Raw genomic sequence first — 15887 nt, forward strand, 5'->3', positions numbered from 1 at the left:
GGGTCACACGGGAGCCAACTGAAAATTCCGTTCCCCTTATCGCGGCGAGCTATACCCACCCGGTTTTGACAAACCACAGCATCGTTCGCCTCATCCCGGAAGCGTTGGTGGACGCTGAGGATATCGCCCTCGGTGTCACCGGGCTCATTCCCCAGGGCCGAGTGAATGTCGGCCATACCCGCCGCCGGGCGATTGGGTTTCCGGCCTGGCCGATCCTCACCGATCCGGATAATGCGCAGCACGCACTCAACCTCATCGCTGACTTGGAGCGCGCTGGGCGGCTGGCTAGAACGAAGCCGAGGCGTTTTAAGGAGAGCGTCGATAAGCTTGCAACGAAGCTCGACAACAGCGCACCGCACTTCCTTCCCACATTCCTGGAAGAGGCTGGCCGCATGCTCATCGCCGCCGATAATGCGCGGCTAGCTGCGCAAATGTTCACGGCTGCACGCGAGGCTGAGCAGCGTCACCGCTTGCTTATCGACGAAGACCGGCACCTCGCCGCCGTCCAAGAATTCGCCTACGCGGGGGCGCTGAGCACCAAGGAACTGAGCAACGAGGCGAAACGTCTCGCTGAGAGCATGGCACCTGCGGAGGCGTACCAGACCTACCGCACCTTGTGTGTGGAACGGATACGTGCTGGTCTTGCGCCACATGCCGGCATGAAAAAGGAGCTGGCTGGGCTTGCTACTGTCGCGGGTCTGAATGTCGCGGATGAGGAAGCCCGCCTTGCACAAGAACTTCTTGTCGCCCCCTCGATCGAGCACGCCGGCGCGCATTTCTGGAGAAACTACGGCAAAGCAATCTCCCGGATTGTCGCAGAAGATACCGCACTCATGGACCGTCTTCTCGCGTTCAGTCCACGCGGTATGGACACTGATCCATGGCTGGATGTGCTAGAAAAAACCGGTGCTCTCGACGTGGTGAAGCAGGGCAACCACCCTGATTTCATCCCGCGCATTTTGTTGTTCGAAACCAGGTGGAAAGGGTGGTCCAAAGAAGGATCAAAGAAGCTGGCCTCAGTGCTTACTCAGATCCTCCCCCACGCTGGCCTCACACAGGTGCCTTTCCCCCACGGTGCTCTTCGTTTTCTGCCTGCTGGGGTTGTTGAAAGCGTTGTGGCCTCCGGGGTTTCATTCGAGTTTTCTCATCCAAGTTCTTTTGCACGGATCGATCTTGAAAAATGGGCCCGTCTTCCATCGCGTGATCCTCTCCCCCATCTTGCCGCAGACACATCCCTGCGGGTTGAGCTGGCCACAGGCGTCTGGAATGTGCTCGAATATCCGGAGGTGATGGATGTCCTCGCCGCGGACCCACACCTGAGGCCGGTACTCTTAGAGCTGATTGCTGAACGTGTGGAGGAGCTCGAAGCCGGAATTCCGCCGCTTGATCTTCTTTCACGCAACACCAGATTCCTTCGCGGATTCGAACACGTCAGGGATGCTGATTTCCAAACGCTCCTCGACCGTGCCCGAGCGATTCACCGTGACCTCGCGGCCCCAGTCGCCGAATCGCTACGGCAAGGTTTGCCCGATGAACTGGGATGGCCTGAGCTAGAGCAAACCTTGAAAGATTACGGGGAACCCCAGAAACTCCAAACCTGGATGGATTGCACTGATAGTTGGCCGGGTGTCTTTGTAAAACAGAACTCCGGTATCACCTATCTCCGCGGACGTACTGCTACCCCTATTGCTAACTGGACGGGTGAATCAGTGTTCGGCGTGGAAGAAGTTGACGGCCAGTTTGGGTTATCCACCTACCACACGAATAACCCGCGAGTGTGGTGGCCGCAATCCCCTCAAGCCAAGGTGTCTACCCTTCACGAATTTGGCAATTTCGAATTACACGCATCCGTTCCGGTTCCTGGTGGGCGACTTTTCGGTGCCGGTGTGATCATGCGCCCCGGCCACTCAACGTGGGCGAGCGGGAGTGAGCATTTCTTTGTGGACGGCGAACGCATCTGGCTTGTCGACGGCACAACGGTAGTGGAGATCGACCCAGCCACCGGCAAGAAGGGTCGTGCTTCACTGCCGGACTGGTTAGAAGAGCAATGCCGCCGGCATCCGGACCTTGTGCTTAATCCGCGGCGTTCACAACATCGACCGGTCACAGATGTCACCGCTGGCTCCCCCTTCTCCACCGCGGATGGGTACCACCGGCATGCAGTATTCACCCGTCCGGACGACCCAGATTTCTGCCTACTTGTAGATGCGGATGGCACCGAATACACCATCACGGGTAGCGATGCCGCATCTGTCCGGGGCGCGCTGCGTCGCCCAGACGGTGGTACGTGGATCTTTGCTGGTTCGACGGTTCTCGATCCGCAAAACCTTCGCCCAATTCCAGTGCGCGGTATCAGTTTCAAACGCGACATGTGGTGGCACCACACCCGTATCCGCGATGCCGCAGTGAGTCGTCGTTTGCGGTCTCTCACCGCCGATGACGTGCGCCCACTGGTGGACTACGCACGCAGTGAGAACACCAAGAACGTCAGCAAGGGTCTCTGCGGCGCCGTGGGTGACCTTTTTGATCTGACAGATCCAGTTTTGCGCTACTCCATTGCACGCCTCGTGCATGATGCCGCGCGCTCCTGGCCACAGCCGGAAGAAGCAGCAGACGCTTCGGGTGAACAGCTCACCCCGGCCCCAACCTTTGCGCGGCAGCGGCATCTTCTCAAATTCGGCAAACAATTCCGCCTGGAAAAATTCGACATCATGGACATTTGGAGGGACACAAGAAAGCTCGGGTTACACGAACTCTACGTACCCCCACTTAGGGATCAGTCACGTATGCGTTTGATCACCTACGACTGGATGTACCTTCTTGGCCACGGTGATGCTCTTCTTGCTCTAGCGGCGGTCCCTGGCCGCACCGCAGAGGAAGTCCAAGCATTGAAGGAACTCTGGACGGTACTGCGCGATGCAGGTGCATTGTCAGCGACAAACCTGGTGTTAGAGTCCTATGATTTTCCCTTGCTTTCCACCATGGGTGGCATCAAACTGCCTCCCCAGGCTCTCGAACGCGGATACCGGTCGCTCGAAGATACCTATAACATTGTGCGCGCCGACAGTACTGAACCCGTCACCAAAGATGGGAAAGCTGTTCAACCAGTCCACCGCGAGGAAATTCCCCCCTCGCGCACCGACCTAGAGCCGGTGTTTGATGCTCTGATCGACCAGATTAATGCCGAAGGTCGGCGGCCATGGTCACCGGAGGCAGGCGAAGCGTTCGCCGCTGCAACTGGAGCGCCACTAGCGGATGCGCACTTGCTCATGGCGGGCTTCCCCAACTTCAGCGCATATGAGGTGAACTTCCTGCCCAAAGAACTGCGCACCGCCATGGGATTGAAGGTGGCAGAAGCAAAGGCCGCACGCCAACATTTGGAGTTCTACACAGAACATTTCCTCGGTGTGTTGGCAGAAGGTGTCCCCGAAGATGCCAGTACCCTGCTTACCTGCGGATTAGATGTTACGTCCATGACGCAATATTGGTCCGAACACGGTCCCACATATCTTCCGGAACTCCCTGCTCACATTGCTGAACGAATACCAAAGACATTTCCTGAAAGCGCCGTGCAGCTCGTCGCTGCCGGCGAGCACGACGAGGATGATTCCCCTCAGAAGTCAACCTGGGCTTTGGAAGTGCCATCGCTGCTTTGGCTAGCCGCCGAGTTAGATCTTGCGGATCCCTTGCGTGCTTCCTTGGCGGATTACGCCGAGGAGCTGCACACAACTCCGCGGGGTATCAGCAAAATTTGTATCGCCTCCGAGCCGCCAAGCGAGTCAAATCCGACCCTTCGTCCCCTCGTCGGCGTGCCGGAACGCACACCTGGTGATGAGAGTGAGCAAATATTCCAGTCCGGGAGGTTGACCCTTGAGCAGCTCCCCAGTCTGGATAAGGTCTACGTCGACCTGAGTGATGTCTCCGACCCGGACGACCCCATCTTCGCGTTAGCGCTGGAACGGACGAAAGAAACGTTTTACGAACGAATGGTGGTCTCCGCAGCTATGTACCGCGCACGCGGGACTCTGACCGCCTACGCCGCGTGGCTCAGACAATCCGGGGAAGGCGAACCGCGCGATCCGCTCGTTTCTGTGCCCGACCTGGTGTCCACAGTCGCCGACACATACAACGTCAGCGAGGATGCTGCACGCTACTACCTGCAACTACTGGCGTGGTCTGATCCCACGGATGTAAACGTGCGCCGCTGGAATAGTTGGAAGAAAGCCGACATCACTCGCGCTGGTAAAGAGCTTGTTGCCGCTGATCTGGTTGCCACGGGCAAGCGGCCCCGCTCCGGGCGTGAATTCTTCCTCAAAGGCGGCTGGATCGACAACACTGCACCAGAACCACCCATTGAGCTGTGGAAGGCAAGCGCGTTTAAGGTGGAAACCACGGATGATAGTGGCCACTACTCAACCCCGTTCAAGATACCGGTTTCACCGCTACCACCACCGGAGTGGTTCGCTGCATGTTGGGAACGCTCCCAAGGCGACGATGCGCCTGAATTCGCTGAATTGAAAACCACCCGAAGGAGACGCCGATGACACAGCAGGTCGTGCTGGCGGAGGAACGCTACGCCGATGAGCTCGAGTTTTTGGAGCGTTGGGATACCGGTGCCCGCCCACCGGGCTGGCGGCTAACCCCGCGTGCGGTGGTGACCTTCATTATGGGTGGCGCTGACCTGAAAGCGGGGCGTTCCAAGCTCACCATTGCGCCGAAGTACGTGGGTGATCCCGCGCTGGTGGAACGTTGCGTGATCACGCTGGCTGGTTCGCGCGGGCTCATGCTCGTGGGTGAACCGGGTACAGCGAAGTCGATGCTCTCGGAGCTCCTGTCGGCAGCGATCTGTGGCACGTCTGCGCTGGTGGTGCAGGGCACCGCCGGCACCACGGAGGACCATCTGCGGTACGGCTGGAACTACGCCTTGCTTTTGGGCCAGGGGCCGACCCCAGAGGCGCTCGTGCCCAGCCCGGTGATGCGCGCGATGGAGTACGGCAAGATTGCCCGGATTGAAGAGATCACCCGCTGCCTGCCGGAAGTGCAGGACTCGTTGGTGTCACTATTGTCTGAACGCCGTATTGCTGTGCCTGAACTCGGTGACATGTCCGTAGCCGCCACCGAAGGTTTCGGCTTGATCGGCACAGCGAACCTGCGTGACCGGGGTGTTTCTGAAATGAGTGCTGCGCTCAAGCGCCGCTTCAGTTTTGAAACGGTCCACCCCATCGCGGACTTGGACGCGGAAGTCGCTCTGGTCACCGCCCAAACCAAGCGTGCGCTGGAAGCAGCCCAGGTGGATACGCCTGTCGACGATGTCGTGGTTGAAGTCCTCGTCACCGCCTTCCGGGACCTGCGCGCCGGTGTGAGCCGGGAAGGCTGGCCGGTGGAGAAACCCACGACGGTGCTCTCCACCGCCGAAGCCGTCTCCGTGAGCACCTCGATTGCCCTGGCGTCTGCCTATTTCCCCGCACGCTCGGATGGGCTGCGTGACCTTGCTGGGCACCTGCTCGGCGTTGTCCGTAAGGATGATCCGGCTGATGCGGACCGCCTGCGTGGCTACTGGGATGCCGTTGTTCACCGTCGCGCCAACGAGGGCGCTTCCCCGTGGCGTACCTTGTGGGGACAGCGCGACGAACTCGCATGAGGAAGGATGATGTGGGGCTGGCGGGGGACGTCGACAAGCTGGCCAGCGACCCGGTATTTCTCATTGGGGTGCGCCACCATTCGCCGTCCCTGGCGCGCGTGCTCCCAGAGCTTCTGACGCACGCGCAGCCCGATGCGCTAGTGCTGGAAATGCCCGCGGAGGCCACGCCGTGGTGCGAGTGTATCGCCCACCCCAAGGCGGTGGCACCGCTGGCTTTTGCCCTCGCCGATGAGGACAAAGGGATCAGTTTCTGGCCGCTGGCGGACTTCAGCCCGGAGCTGGTCGCGCTGCGTTGGGCGCACGCGCATGATGTGCCGGTGGTGTGCGCGGATGCGTCCCCGGGGGTGGCGCCGGAAACGTCGACAAGCGAGGTAGCCCCAGGTGTGGGCGAGTTTCTGGACACCTACGTGCGTGCCGAACACCACGATGATGTCTGGGACCGCCTCGTCGAGGTGCACTCCATTGAAGCGAGGGCGCATGCAGTACGTCGCAGCGCACTCGCTTTCGGCTTGGCCTACCGGCGCGACCAACATGTTGACGCGCGCACGGCAGCCCGAGAAGCATCGATGCGTGAAGGCATCCGTCGCGCCCGCGCCACGCACGGACCGCGCATCGTGGCGGTGACGGGTGCGTGGCACAGCCCCGCGCTCACCGAGGAGCAGATCAGAGACAACGAGAAGGCCGATGCGACGCTGCTCAGCCAGCACGAACGCGGCGAGACCACAGCGAGCTTGGTCCCCTACTCCCATGCCCTGCTCGATTCCCGCTCCGGCTACCCGGCAGGCATCCGCGATCCCCTCTGGCAGCAGGCGATGCTCAAGCATGGGGACGATCGAGCCGCCTTTGAACAAGCGGTAGCCACATTTCTCACCCGCATCGCTTCCGGGCTGCGCGATACAGGTCATCCCGCCGGTCCAGGCGAGATCCGCGAGGCCCACCGCATGGCCCTCGACCTCGCCGCCCTGCGTGGCCTGCCAGCACCCGGCCGCCGCGAATTACTGGAGGCATGCACATCCGTCTACGCCCAAGGCGATGTGCTCGGACGCGGCCGCGCTGTTGCCCGCGTTGCCCAAGATGTGCTCGTGGGCACGCATCAAGGCAAGCTCGCGCCGGGCACACCGGAATCCGGGCTGGCACCGGACTTCCGCACTCACGTTGAGGAGCTGCGGCTACCCGGCGCAGGTGAGGAATCAAAGACGATGACGTTGGAGCCGCTGCGCAGACAAGCATCTACGCCTCAGATAAGTCTGGATACCCGCCGCGAGATCTTTTTGCAGCGCTGCAGGACCGCAGGGATTGTGTACGCCGTGCCGGACCACGTCGTGGGCGTTGGCGGCGCCCAAGCGGTAAGCACGCGCTGGGACGTGCTGCACAATGTGGCCACCGACGCCAGCATTGCCCGCGCCGCCATCTACGGTGTCACGGTGGAACAGGCCGCGGAGGGGAGGCTGCGCGCACGCCGCTCGTCCGCCACAGATGACCCTGATGCGCTCATCGCGGGTTTGAAGGACGCCGCAGCCGCTGGCCTCCTCGAGGAATTCGACTGGTGGCTCCACACCGCCTCCACCACTCTGCCGGCTCGCGCCGGGGTGGACACCGTGGCGGAAGCACTCACCGCGCTGGTGGCCATGAGTGAAGGAACCGTGGCGGGGATGCTGGATTCGGGGCGTGGTGGCGCGATCGCTGAAGTCGTTGACATTCTCGTTCGCGCCGCCGTCGCCCAAGTCCGCGGGCTTGCCGGCAGTGATGATCCGCGCGATGCCACCGCGTTGGGCCAGCTTGTGGCACTGCGCCACGCCGATCTTGGGCTGCGGCTTATGCACACGCTGAGCGAGCTTGCCACAGACGCGTCCCCGCTCATGCAAGGCGCCGCCACCGCATTGTTGTACCGCCTTGACGCGCAACCAGAAGGTCTGCCCACCCTTGCCGCGCGCATCCGCGCCGCCGCAGGCCCCACCGCACGCAGAGAACTGTCCCGCTGGTTGACAGGTTTTGTCAGTTCCAGCCCTGAATTGCTTATCGACGTCTCCTCCCTCCTCACCGACCTCCGCCACGGCACCGAAGACCTCGAAGAAGCCCTATTCATCGCGCGTTTACCCGCACTGCGTGCCGGCTTTGATCCGTTGTCTGCTGCGGAGCGGGAACGTTTGTTGGTAGCCGTGGGCGCTGACCGGGTGCTGCCCACTGACGTACCGGTTGAGGAACTTGGCCGGTGGGCGGAAGAAGACCGCTCCGCATGGGAGCGCCTCCAGCGGCTAGGACTCACCTCGATGGCACTGAGCCCGACACAACGGTGGGCCTTGGTGCTCGGCCGGCGCCGCCACGAGCTCACCGAACCCACGCAGCGCCGCCTGGCACGCAGCCTCGACCAGCTCTACGGCAGCGGCGAAGGGGAAGGCTCCACAGCCACCAGCCTGGGTGGCCGTGGCGGGTTGGAGCCGCCCTACCCCACCGCACGTGAATGGGCTGAGGAGCTGGATGCACTCTTTGGCGACGAGGTCCGCGAAGACATCGCCGCGACCGCAGTGCGTCGCCGCAACCCACTCGCCATCGACCTACTCACGGGCACGCAACCGCGCGCTTCGGTGGAATTGCTCAATGACATGCTCACCCTTGCCGGCGGTCTACCCGAATCCACCCTGGTTCGACTCCGCCCGATTTTGCACCGCATGGTTGCAGAGCTCTCCCAGGTGTTGGCCAACCAACTCCGTCCAGCCTTGCGGGGGTTGCAGGGGTGGCGGCCGAGCACGCGGACCTCGTCACGCTTAGATCCGGTGAGCACCATCCGCCGTAACCTGCGGCACACGGTGCCCCGCGCGGACGGTACGCCCCAGCTCGTGCTGGCCACGCCGATCTTCCGGCAGCCAATTGCCCGGCGGTCGGAGTGGCATGTGATCGTGCTGGTGGATGTGTCGGGGTCGATGGAGCCGTCAACAGTTTTTTCCGCGCTGACATCCTCCATCCTGGCTGGTGTGGACGCGTTATCGGTGACATTCCTCGCTTTCTCCACCCAGGTCATTGACTTAAGTGAGCATGTTTCAGACCCCTTATCCCTCCTGCTGGAAATCCAAGTGGGCGGTGGCACCGACATCGCCCACGCAATGGCTATTGCGCAAGAACGCGTGACCGTCCCCTCACGCACACTGCTGGTAGTGATCAGTGACTTTGAGGAAGGCGGCTCCGTTGATGAACTGCTCGCCCGCACTGAATCCCTCAACTCAGCCGGTGTGCGACTACTTGGCTGCGCTGCTCTCGACGACACCGGCCAGGCACGCTACAACGCAGCGATTACTGGGCAGCTCGTCGGCGCCGGCATGACCGTTTCCGCCGTCTCCCCAACGGCCCTGGCGCGCTGGGTAGCAGAGCAGGTGCAACAATGACCCCTACCTTGCCCGGCATGGACCCAGCCTTCGTCGCCGCCACCATCGAGACGCTGCCCGGACGCCTCCAGAAACGCCTCGGGGATGCGACGCCCGAGAGTTGGACTATCGCAGGTGCCACCATCACCGTTGGCACCGCCACCGTGACACTCACCCCGCCTGATGGTGCGGAGTGTGACTGCCTGCTCAGCCCGCGATGTCTCCACATCGCGCAGGTTCTCACCGCGTGCCCGTCGGTGGCGGTGGAACCTGTGGAATCTGCTGAGCCCGCTGAATCTGCTGAATCTACTCCAGAGCCGCTGTCCCTGACAGACGACCAACGTGTCACCGTCTCCCTTGCGCAAACATGCCTGATGGGGCTGCTAGACCGTGGCCTCGGTGGTCTCACCGCCGCTGATCGGGCTGCTGTGCTTCGGATCGTGTCCGCCGGGCGGGTACACCATCTCCCACTGTTGGCCTCGGCTTTTGCTCGACTGCACGGCGAGCTCGGCAACGCAGACGGACGCACAACCGAAGCCACTATTTCAACGCTCGTTGATGCCGCATTGACCACCCACAGGCTCCAGCATGGACATGAGACCGGAACGCTGAGCATTGAAGCCGTGGGCACCGCACGGCGCGCCTACCGTCCGGTGGGCAGCTTGCGGCTGCGCGGGTGGGCGTGCGAGCCAGTAGTGACTGCCTCCGGTTACGCCGGTGTGATCACCTACCTCATCGACGAACACGATGGTCGCGTCTGGCAGCTTTCCACCGTGACCCCCGGCGATAGTGCTTTGGTACGGCAAGCGTACTGGGGTGGCACTGAGCTAGCAGATCTTGGAATGACCCACCACGACATTGTGCGCAGCGGTGTGCTGATCAACAACGCCACCGCCTCCGCCGACGGCCGGCTGGGGCGTGGCGCTAAGATCCGTGCCAGCGCACGCACCCCGTCTGAGGCTGCTGTGCCCGCAGAAGGCTGGTGGGTCGGTGACGCTGTCATCGAAGGCTTAGAGGATGACGGCCTGCACCCCGTCATGGTGTTCCACACCGAGGACGGCCCGCTGCGTTGCCAGGTCACGCTCGCCGCGGAGCAGCTCGGCCACCTTGCCTTGAGGGTGATGGCCGGCGCGGTGGGCGTGACCGTCCACTTGCGCCTCCGCGCGCGCCGCCCAGAAGAACCTGGGCGTTCCCCGTGGATCCTCATCGGTATTGGCCATGAAGGCACCTGGGTCTTTCCGGGACTGGACGATCCGGATGTGCACTGGCTCGGCGTACCACAAGACATAGCACCCACCACAGTGTCCATGGCGCAAGTAGACCCAGCCACCGTGCTGCGTCGCTGGCGCGATGCTGTAGCCCGGCAAGGCCGCCGCGCGGTCACCGGCACCAATCGTGAGCGCCTTATGGCCGATGCCGCATGGCTTCGCACCCACGCCAGTGGCCACCGCGCAGATCTCCTGGAACAACTCGCCCGCGCGGCTGCGGTCGACCCACACGATGTACCTCGCCGCTGGTTGGCTATCGCCGCCGTGTGCTGACTGGTTTTTCACCCGCTACGCACGATTTAAATTCACCTGTTCCAAGCTGGCCCAGCACCTAAATAGACAGCTTGGTCCAATTTTTTATATTTTGCACGAACCGACCACACTACAACTGCTTGCCCGCCCCCACGGGTGACTCCTACTTTTATGGGCATGCCTCAGTACAACAACACTGCCGTTAATGATTGGTCCTTTGACACCCGCGCCATCCACGCGGGTCAGAACGTCGACTCCGATACCGGGGCCCGCAACCAGCCGATCTACATGACCACGTCCTATGTCTTCGAGGACACCCAGAACGCTCATGACCGTTTCGCCCTGACTAATCCGGGCCCGATTTACACTCGCATTACGAACCCGACGCAGGAGGCGCTGGAGAACCGTCTCGCATCCCTGGAAGGCGGTGTCGCAGCCGTCGCTTTCGCCTCGGGCATGGCGGCTGAGGTCGCGGCTATTACGAACCTGGCTAGCGCCGGCGACCACATTGTCACCTCCCCGCGCCTCTACGGCGGTACGGAGACCCTTTTTGAGGTCACGCTCCCCCGCCTAGGCATTGAAGTCAGCTTCGTGGACAACCCGGATGATCCGGAGAGCTGGCAGGCAGCCGTGAAGCCGAACACGAAGGCGTTCTACGGCGAAACCTTCGGCAACCCAATCGCGGACATCCTGGACATCCCAGCCGTCGCGGAGGTCGCGCACCGCAACCAGGTACCGCTCATCGTGGACAACACCATGGCCACCGCCGCGTTGGTCCGGCCGTTGGAGCTTGGCGCGGACATCGTCGTTGTGTCCACCACGAAGTTCTACAGCGGCAATGGCGCAGCACTCGGTGGCGCGCTTATCGACGGCGGCTCCTTCGACTGGACCGTCACCCGCGCCGGCGACCCCGTCTTCCCCTACTTTGTGAACCCGGACCCCGCCTACCACGGCCTCGTCTACGCCGACCTCGGCCCCGCAGCTTTCGCCGTGAAGGCCCGCGCCGGCATCCTGCGTGACACCGGTGCTGCGATCTCCCCGTTCAACGCGTGGGTGACGCTGCAGGGGATTGATACGTTGGGGCTGCGCGTCGAAAAGCACAATGCGAACGCGCTGAAGGTGGCCGAGTACCTGGCTGCCAAGGACGAAGTCGCACACGTCAACTTCGCGGGCCTACCGTCCTCCCCGCACTACGCCACGAAGGAAAAGCTCGGCCTGAAGTACACCGGCTCGGTCCTCTCCTTCGACCTCGCCGCCTCCGATCCCGCCACCGCACGCGAGCAAGCATGGGCGTTTATCGACGCCCTCAATCTCCACTCCAACCTCGCCAACATCGGCGACGTCCGCTCCCTCGTTGTCCACCCGGCGTCCACCACGCACTCCCAGTCGAACGAGGAAGGTCTGAAGCGCGCCGGCATCACCCAGGGCACGATCCGCCTGTCCGTCGGCATCGAGGATGTCCAAGACATCATCGCTGACCTCGAACTTGGCTTTGCTGCGCTAAACGCAGCAAAGGGATAAACGGCAAACGGATAAACGGCATGATCCCTCTCCCACCCGAAGGTGAACTAGCCACCCAACGCATCGGCGACCTGACCACGGAAGCCGGCGCGGTCATCCACGATGTGGAGATCGCGTACCAGCGTTGGGGCGAGTTCAGCGGTGACCCCCATGGCCGCAACAACCTCATCGTGGTCGAGCACGCCTTGACCGGTGATTCGAATGTGGCTGACTGGTGGGGCGATCTCATCGGGCCCGGTGCACCGCTGGACACCGACCGTTTCTGCATCCTGTGCACCAACGTCCTCGGCGGCTGCTCCGGCTCCACAGGCCCCTCGAGCGAGCACCCGGACGGCGGCGTATGGGGATCCCGCTTCCCCGCCATTTCCATCCGCGACCAGGTACGCGCCGAAGCAACGTTCCTGGAAGCACTGGGCATCAACAGCATGCACGCCATCATCGGCGGCTCCATGGGTGGTGCGCGCGCCCTGGAATGGACGCTCATGTACCCCGATTGGGCAAATTACTCCTGCGTCATCGCCGTATCCGCGCGTGCATCAGCCTGGCAGATCGGGATTCAAACCGCCCAGATTTCCGCCATCGTGCGCGACCCGGACTGGCAGGGCGGTGACTACTACGGCACCAGTTCCTCCCCTGACGCGGGCCTGGCTGCCGCGCGTCGCATCGCGCATCTGACCTACCGCGGCGAGCAGGAAATCGACGAGCGCTTCGGCACCATGGCCCAACCCGGCGAAAACCCCCTGGGTACTCACCGGGACGAACACCAGCGTTTCGCCGTGCAAAGCTACCTCGACCACCAAGGTGAACAGCTGGTCAAGCGTTTCGACGCCGGCTCATACGTCACCATCACCGAATCCCTCTCCCGCCACGACATTGGCCGCGGCCGCGGCGGACTCAACCGCGCACTGGCCCAGATCAACGTGCCCACCATGGTCGTGGGCGTGGACACGGACATCTTGTATCCGTTCCACCAGCAGGAGCACTTGTCGCGCAACATCGGCAACCTGCTGGCCATGAACAAGATCGTCTCCCCCGTCGGCCACGATGCCTTCCTTGTAGAGACCCGCCAGATGGGCCACATCCTGCGCAACTTCATCGCGCTGGCTGACCAGACCCCGTCCGCGACGGACCTAGCCAAGCAGCGCGGCAACTACGAGATCTAGCCCACCACCAGTACGAATGCGCGGGTCTAGGCGTTCGGCTCTGTCCTGTAGTCGCCGTGCAGCGGGTATTTGAACCACACTGAATCGGGGTGGTTCAACCGCACCCACATCATGTCGCGGTAGTCCAGAGATTCTTCATCGAGAATCTCCTGCCACTTCGCGCGCCCGAGTAGGTACTGGTCCACATGGTCGCGCCAACTCTCCGAATACTCCCGGGTGAGAGCAAGCGCAACAGAGGAAATGTGCAGGTACTGGTCCAGATCGATCATTCCGATGATGCACCCGATTCGGGCTACGCGGGAAGCGCGCCCAATATCCCACCCCGCAAGGGTGCTCGGAAGCTTCTGCGGGATCAGCTTCTCGTTGTGCTCCTGAGTGTAGAGGTCGAGGCAGACTTCAAGCCGCTCCCGCAAGAAGTCTTCTGGGATCTCGGTGTCCCGGAGGTCAGCCACCGCTGCCTCAATGATCTGCGGGACCGCATCGTCTCGCTGCTCGAAAGGAAGATCGGCGAGCTGCTGCATATAAGGACGTAGAACCTCATACTCCGCATCGCCTGGGTCGCCCAACAAAGATGAGACCACGTCGAGCAGGTCATCCGGGGTATTGATCCCCCACCCCTGGGCGAGAAGCATCTTGAAATGCTCGTATGCCGCCTGCTGATCGGGGCCCGCCTGCGGCGTGATCACTTGCGGAGGCGCATCCATCGGTGCCTTTTCGGACTCGCCAAACGGCATCATGAGCGAGACTGCCAGGCCACCTTCAATCGGAAGCGCCCCTGTCTCCACATGGTTGAGTTCCATTTCCCCGGGCTCAATCGCCCAGTCCATGTGCTCGTCGTAATTTTTCGACAATCCGAGCGCCATGGCTCCCCGCATGGAAAAGTGGCCCTTTTTCTTCTTTTTCTTCTTCTTATTCCAGCCGAACATGACTCGAGGCTACCGCACTGAGCAGGGGCAGCTAGCTACCCAGGGCGTCCACCGACACCGCCAGCCAGACGAGGGCGGCGCCCGTAACTCCGGTGAAGATGGCGTCGAAACGCCTGGAGCGCACCGCCAGCAAACCCATCACCTGCGAATCGCAAGTCAGGCGGCACGCGGTGAGCCACAGCATGGCCATGCCAAGGGTGAAGGTGGCACGGCGCCAGTGTTCCGTCACGGAAAACAGGGTGGCCACCACGAACCCGAGCACGAACAACGCCACCATCACCTGCTGCACACGTAGAGGCAGCTTTGATGGTGGGTTGTAGATGTCGTGCGGGTTGTCCAGGCTCGGCGGGGGCGCAGCACCCGGCCCGGACGGTTTGTTACTGTGCGTCGGCAAGGTGCTCGGCACGCTCCACGATGTTGCGCACCAGGAAGGTGCGGGTCATGGGACCAACGCCACCCGGGTTCGGGGAGACCCAACCGGCTTTCTCCCAGACGTCGGGGTGGACGTCGCCGGTGGTTTTGCCGTCGACACGCGAAACTCCGACGTCAAGCACGGCGGCGCCTTCTTTGACCATGTCGGCGGTGATCATGTGGGGCTTGCCGGCGGCCGCGATAATCACGTCCGCGCGGCGCGTCTCCGCAGCGAGATCCTTGGTGCCGGTGTGGCAGAGCACGGCGGTGGCGTTGACGTCGCGCTTGGTCAGCATGAGGCCAATCGGGCGACCCACGGTGACACCGCGACCGATGACGCACACGATCGCACCGTCCAGGTTCACGCCGAAACGCTCCAGCAGCGCCAGTGAACCATTCGGGGTGCACGGCAGCGGCGCCGGCTCATTGAGCACGAGGCGCCCCAGGTTGACCGGGTGAAGGCCGTCCGCGTCCTTGTCCGGATCAATGAGGCCCAACACGCGGTTCTCATCCAGGTGCTTCGGCAAAGGCAGCTGCACGATATAGCCAGTCACAGCCGGATCATTGTTCAGCTCCTCGATCACGGCGTCGAGCTCTTCCTGCGTGCAGTCGCCAGGAAGTTCCTTCATGATCGACGCGATGCCCAGCTGCTCACAATCCTTGTGCTTCATTCGCACGTAATTCTGACTTGCCGGGTCCTCACCCACCAGCACCGTGGCCAGACCCGGCGTGATGCCGTGTTCATCCTTCAAGCGCGTGACACGCGCTTGAAGATCCGCGAAAATCTCCTCGCGGTAGAGCTTTCCATCCAATTTGATCGCAGTCACGGCCACCATCTTAGACTTCGATGTGTGCTTCACGTGATCTTCGACAACCCCGTCATCCCACCGAACACCGGCAACGCCATCCGCATGTGCGCGGGCACAGGTGCCACCCTGCACCTCGTGCGGCCCCTCGGGTTCTTACTGGATGACAAACATTTGCGCCGGTCGGGGCTTGACTATCACGACCTCGCACACGTTGAGGTCCACGATGACATCGACAGCTGTTTTGCGCTTATGCGCGGCAACATCTATGCCTTCACCACTTCCGCTACCCACCGTTACACCGATGTGGTTTTCCAACCTGGGGATGCGCTGCTATTCGGAACCGAGCCCACTGGCCTGCCACGTTCCCACTCCCACCACGAGCGCGTGACCGACCAGCTACGGATCCCAATGCTACCGGGACGCCGATCGATGAACCTATCTAACTCCGCTGCCGTGGCTACATATGAGGCGTGGCGTCAGTTGGGTTTCCCGGGCGGGGTGTGACACTGCGCTCCGGGTGAAAGATCTGACACCTGG

The 15887-nt window shown here is 62.3% G+C and carries 10 protein-coding genes; 7 read left to right on the forward strand and 3 right to left on the reverse strand.

The features are described from left to right. Positions 1 to 65: 65 nt before the first annotated feature. The 6 genes from HMPREF2129_RS07485 (at position 66) to metX (ending at position 13204) form a co-directional block, all read left to right on the forward strand. Positions 66 to 4544 (forward strand): hypothetical protein, encoded by a 4479-nt coding sequence (locus tag HMPREF2129_RS07485; protein WP_156959259.1) that lies wholly within the window; start codon positions 66 to 68, stop codon positions 4542 to 4544. Continuing rightward, the gene (locus HMPREF2129_RS07490) at positions 4541 to 5641 is read left to right on the forward strand and encodes an ATP-binding protein (protein WP_034664959.1); all 1101 of its coding nucleotides are present in this window, start codon (positions 4541 to 4543) and stop codon (positions 5639 to 5641) included. Before HMPREF2129_RS07485 ends, HMPREF2129_RS07490 begins: the two co-directional genes overlap by 4 nt. Further along, the gene (locus tag HMPREF2129_RS07495) at positions 5638 to 9021 is read left to right on the forward strand and encodes a DUF5682 family protein (protein ID WP_052092986.1); all 3384 of its coding nucleotides are present in this window, start codon (positions 5638 to 5640) and stop codon (positions 9019 to 9021) included. Before HMPREF2129_RS07490 ends, HMPREF2129_RS07495 begins: the two co-directional genes overlap by 4 nt. Further along, positions 9018 to 10541 (forward strand): hypothetical protein, encoded by a 1524-nt coding sequence (locus tag HMPREF2129_RS07500; protein WP_034664961.1) that lies wholly within the window; start codon positions 9018 to 9020, stop codon positions 10539 to 10541. Before HMPREF2129_RS07495 ends, HMPREF2129_RS07500 begins: the two co-directional genes overlap by 4 nt. A gap of 156 nt (positions 10542 to 10697) precedes the next feature. Continuing rightward, positions 10698 to 12041 (forward strand): O-acetylhomoserine/O-acetylserine sulfhydrylase, encoded by a 1344-nt coding sequence (locus HMPREF2129_RS07505; protein WP_034664964.1) that lies wholly within the window; start codon positions 10698 to 10700, stop codon positions 12039 to 12041. Positions 12042 to 12061: 20 nt separating this feature from the next. Beyond that, positions 12062 to 13204 (forward strand): homoserine O-acetyltransferase MetX, encoded by a 1143-nt coding sequence (gene metX / locus HMPREF2129_RS07510; protein ID WP_034664968.1) that lies wholly within the window; start codon positions 12062 to 12064, stop codon positions 13202 to 13204. 26 nt (positions 13205 to 13230) lie between these two features. Here the strand turns inward: metX and HMPREF2129_RS07515 are convergent, their stop codons facing one another. The 3 genes from HMPREF2129_RS07515 to HMPREF2129_RS07525 are packed head-to-tail and all read right to left on the reverse strand — an operon-like array spanning position 13231 to position 15368. Beyond that, positions 13231 to 14130: a DUF1266 domain-containing protein gene (locus tag HMPREF2129_RS07515; protein WP_034664970.1), complete on the reverse strand. Its 900-nt coding sequence runs from the start codon at positions 14128 to 14130 to the stop codon at positions 13231 to 13233. 31 nt (positions 14131 to 14161) lie between these two features. After that, positions 14162 to 14524 (reverse strand): DUF3017 domain-containing protein, encoded by a 363-nt coding sequence (locus HMPREF2129_RS07520; RefSeq protein WP_198021537.1) that lies wholly within the window; start codon positions 14522 to 14524, stop codon positions 14162 to 14164. Then, the gene (locus tag HMPREF2129_RS07525; protein WP_034664986.1) at positions 14508 to 15368 is read right to left on the reverse strand and encodes a bifunctional methylenetetrahydrofolate dehydrogenase/methenyltetrahydrofolate cyclohydrolase; all 861 of its coding nucleotides are present in this window, start codon (positions 15366 to 15368) and stop codon (positions 14508 to 14510) included. The genes HMPREF2129_RS07520 and HMPREF2129_RS07525 overlap by 17 nt, the downstream gene beginning before the upstream one ends. 84 nt (positions 15369 to 15452) lie before the next feature. On the opposite strand from HMPREF2129_RS07525, the gene HMPREF2129_RS07530 reads away from it, so the two are divergent. Next, positions 15453 to 15854: a tRNA (cytidine(34)-2'-O)-methyltransferase gene (locus HMPREF2129_RS07530; RefSeq protein WP_232218122.1), complete on the forward strand. Its 402-nt coding sequence runs from the start codon at positions 15453 to 15455 to the stop codon at positions 15852 to 15854. Positions 15855 to 15887: the final 33 nt, after the last annotated feature.

It is taken from the genome of Corynebacterium tuscaniense DNF00037, assembly GCF_000759055.1.
GTDB classification, from domain to species: Bacteria; Actinomycetota; Actinomycetes; order Mycobacteriales; family Mycobacteriaceae; genus Corynebacterium; species Corynebacterium tuscaniense.

What these genes read in the sequence shown, in the direction of transcription:
- HMPREF2129_RS07490 (WP_034664959.1), top strand. Translation starts at nt 4,541, where the DNA reads ATGACACAGCAGGTCGTGCTGGCGGAGGAACGCTACGCCGATGAGCTC.
- HMPREF2129_RS07495 (WP_052092986.1), top strand. Translation starts at nt 5,638, where the DNA reads ATGAGGAAGGATGATGTGGGGCTGGCGGGGGACGTCGACAAGCTGGCC.
- HMPREF2129_RS07500 (WP_034664961.1), top strand. Translation starts at nt 9,018, where the DNA reads ATGACCCCTACCTTGCCCGGCATGGACCCAGCCTTCGTCGCCGCCACC.
- HMPREF2129_RS07505 (WP_034664964.1), top strand. Translation starts at nt 10,698, where the DNA reads ATGCCTCAGTACAACAACACTGCCGTTAATGATTGGTCCTTTGACACC.
- metX (WP_034664968.1), top strand. Translation starts at nt 12,062, where the DNA reads ATGATCCCTCTCCCACCCGAAGGTGAACTAGCCACCCAACGCATCGGC.
- HMPREF2129_RS07515 (WP_034664970.1), bottom strand. Translation starts at nt 14,130, where the DNA reads ATGTTCGGCTGGAATAAGAAGAAGAAAAAGAAGAAAAAGGGCCACTTT.
- HMPREF2129_RS07530 (WP_232218122.1), top strand. Translation starts at nt 15,453, where the DNA reads ATGTGCGCGGGCACAGGTGCCACCCTGCACCTCGTGCGGCCCCTCGGG.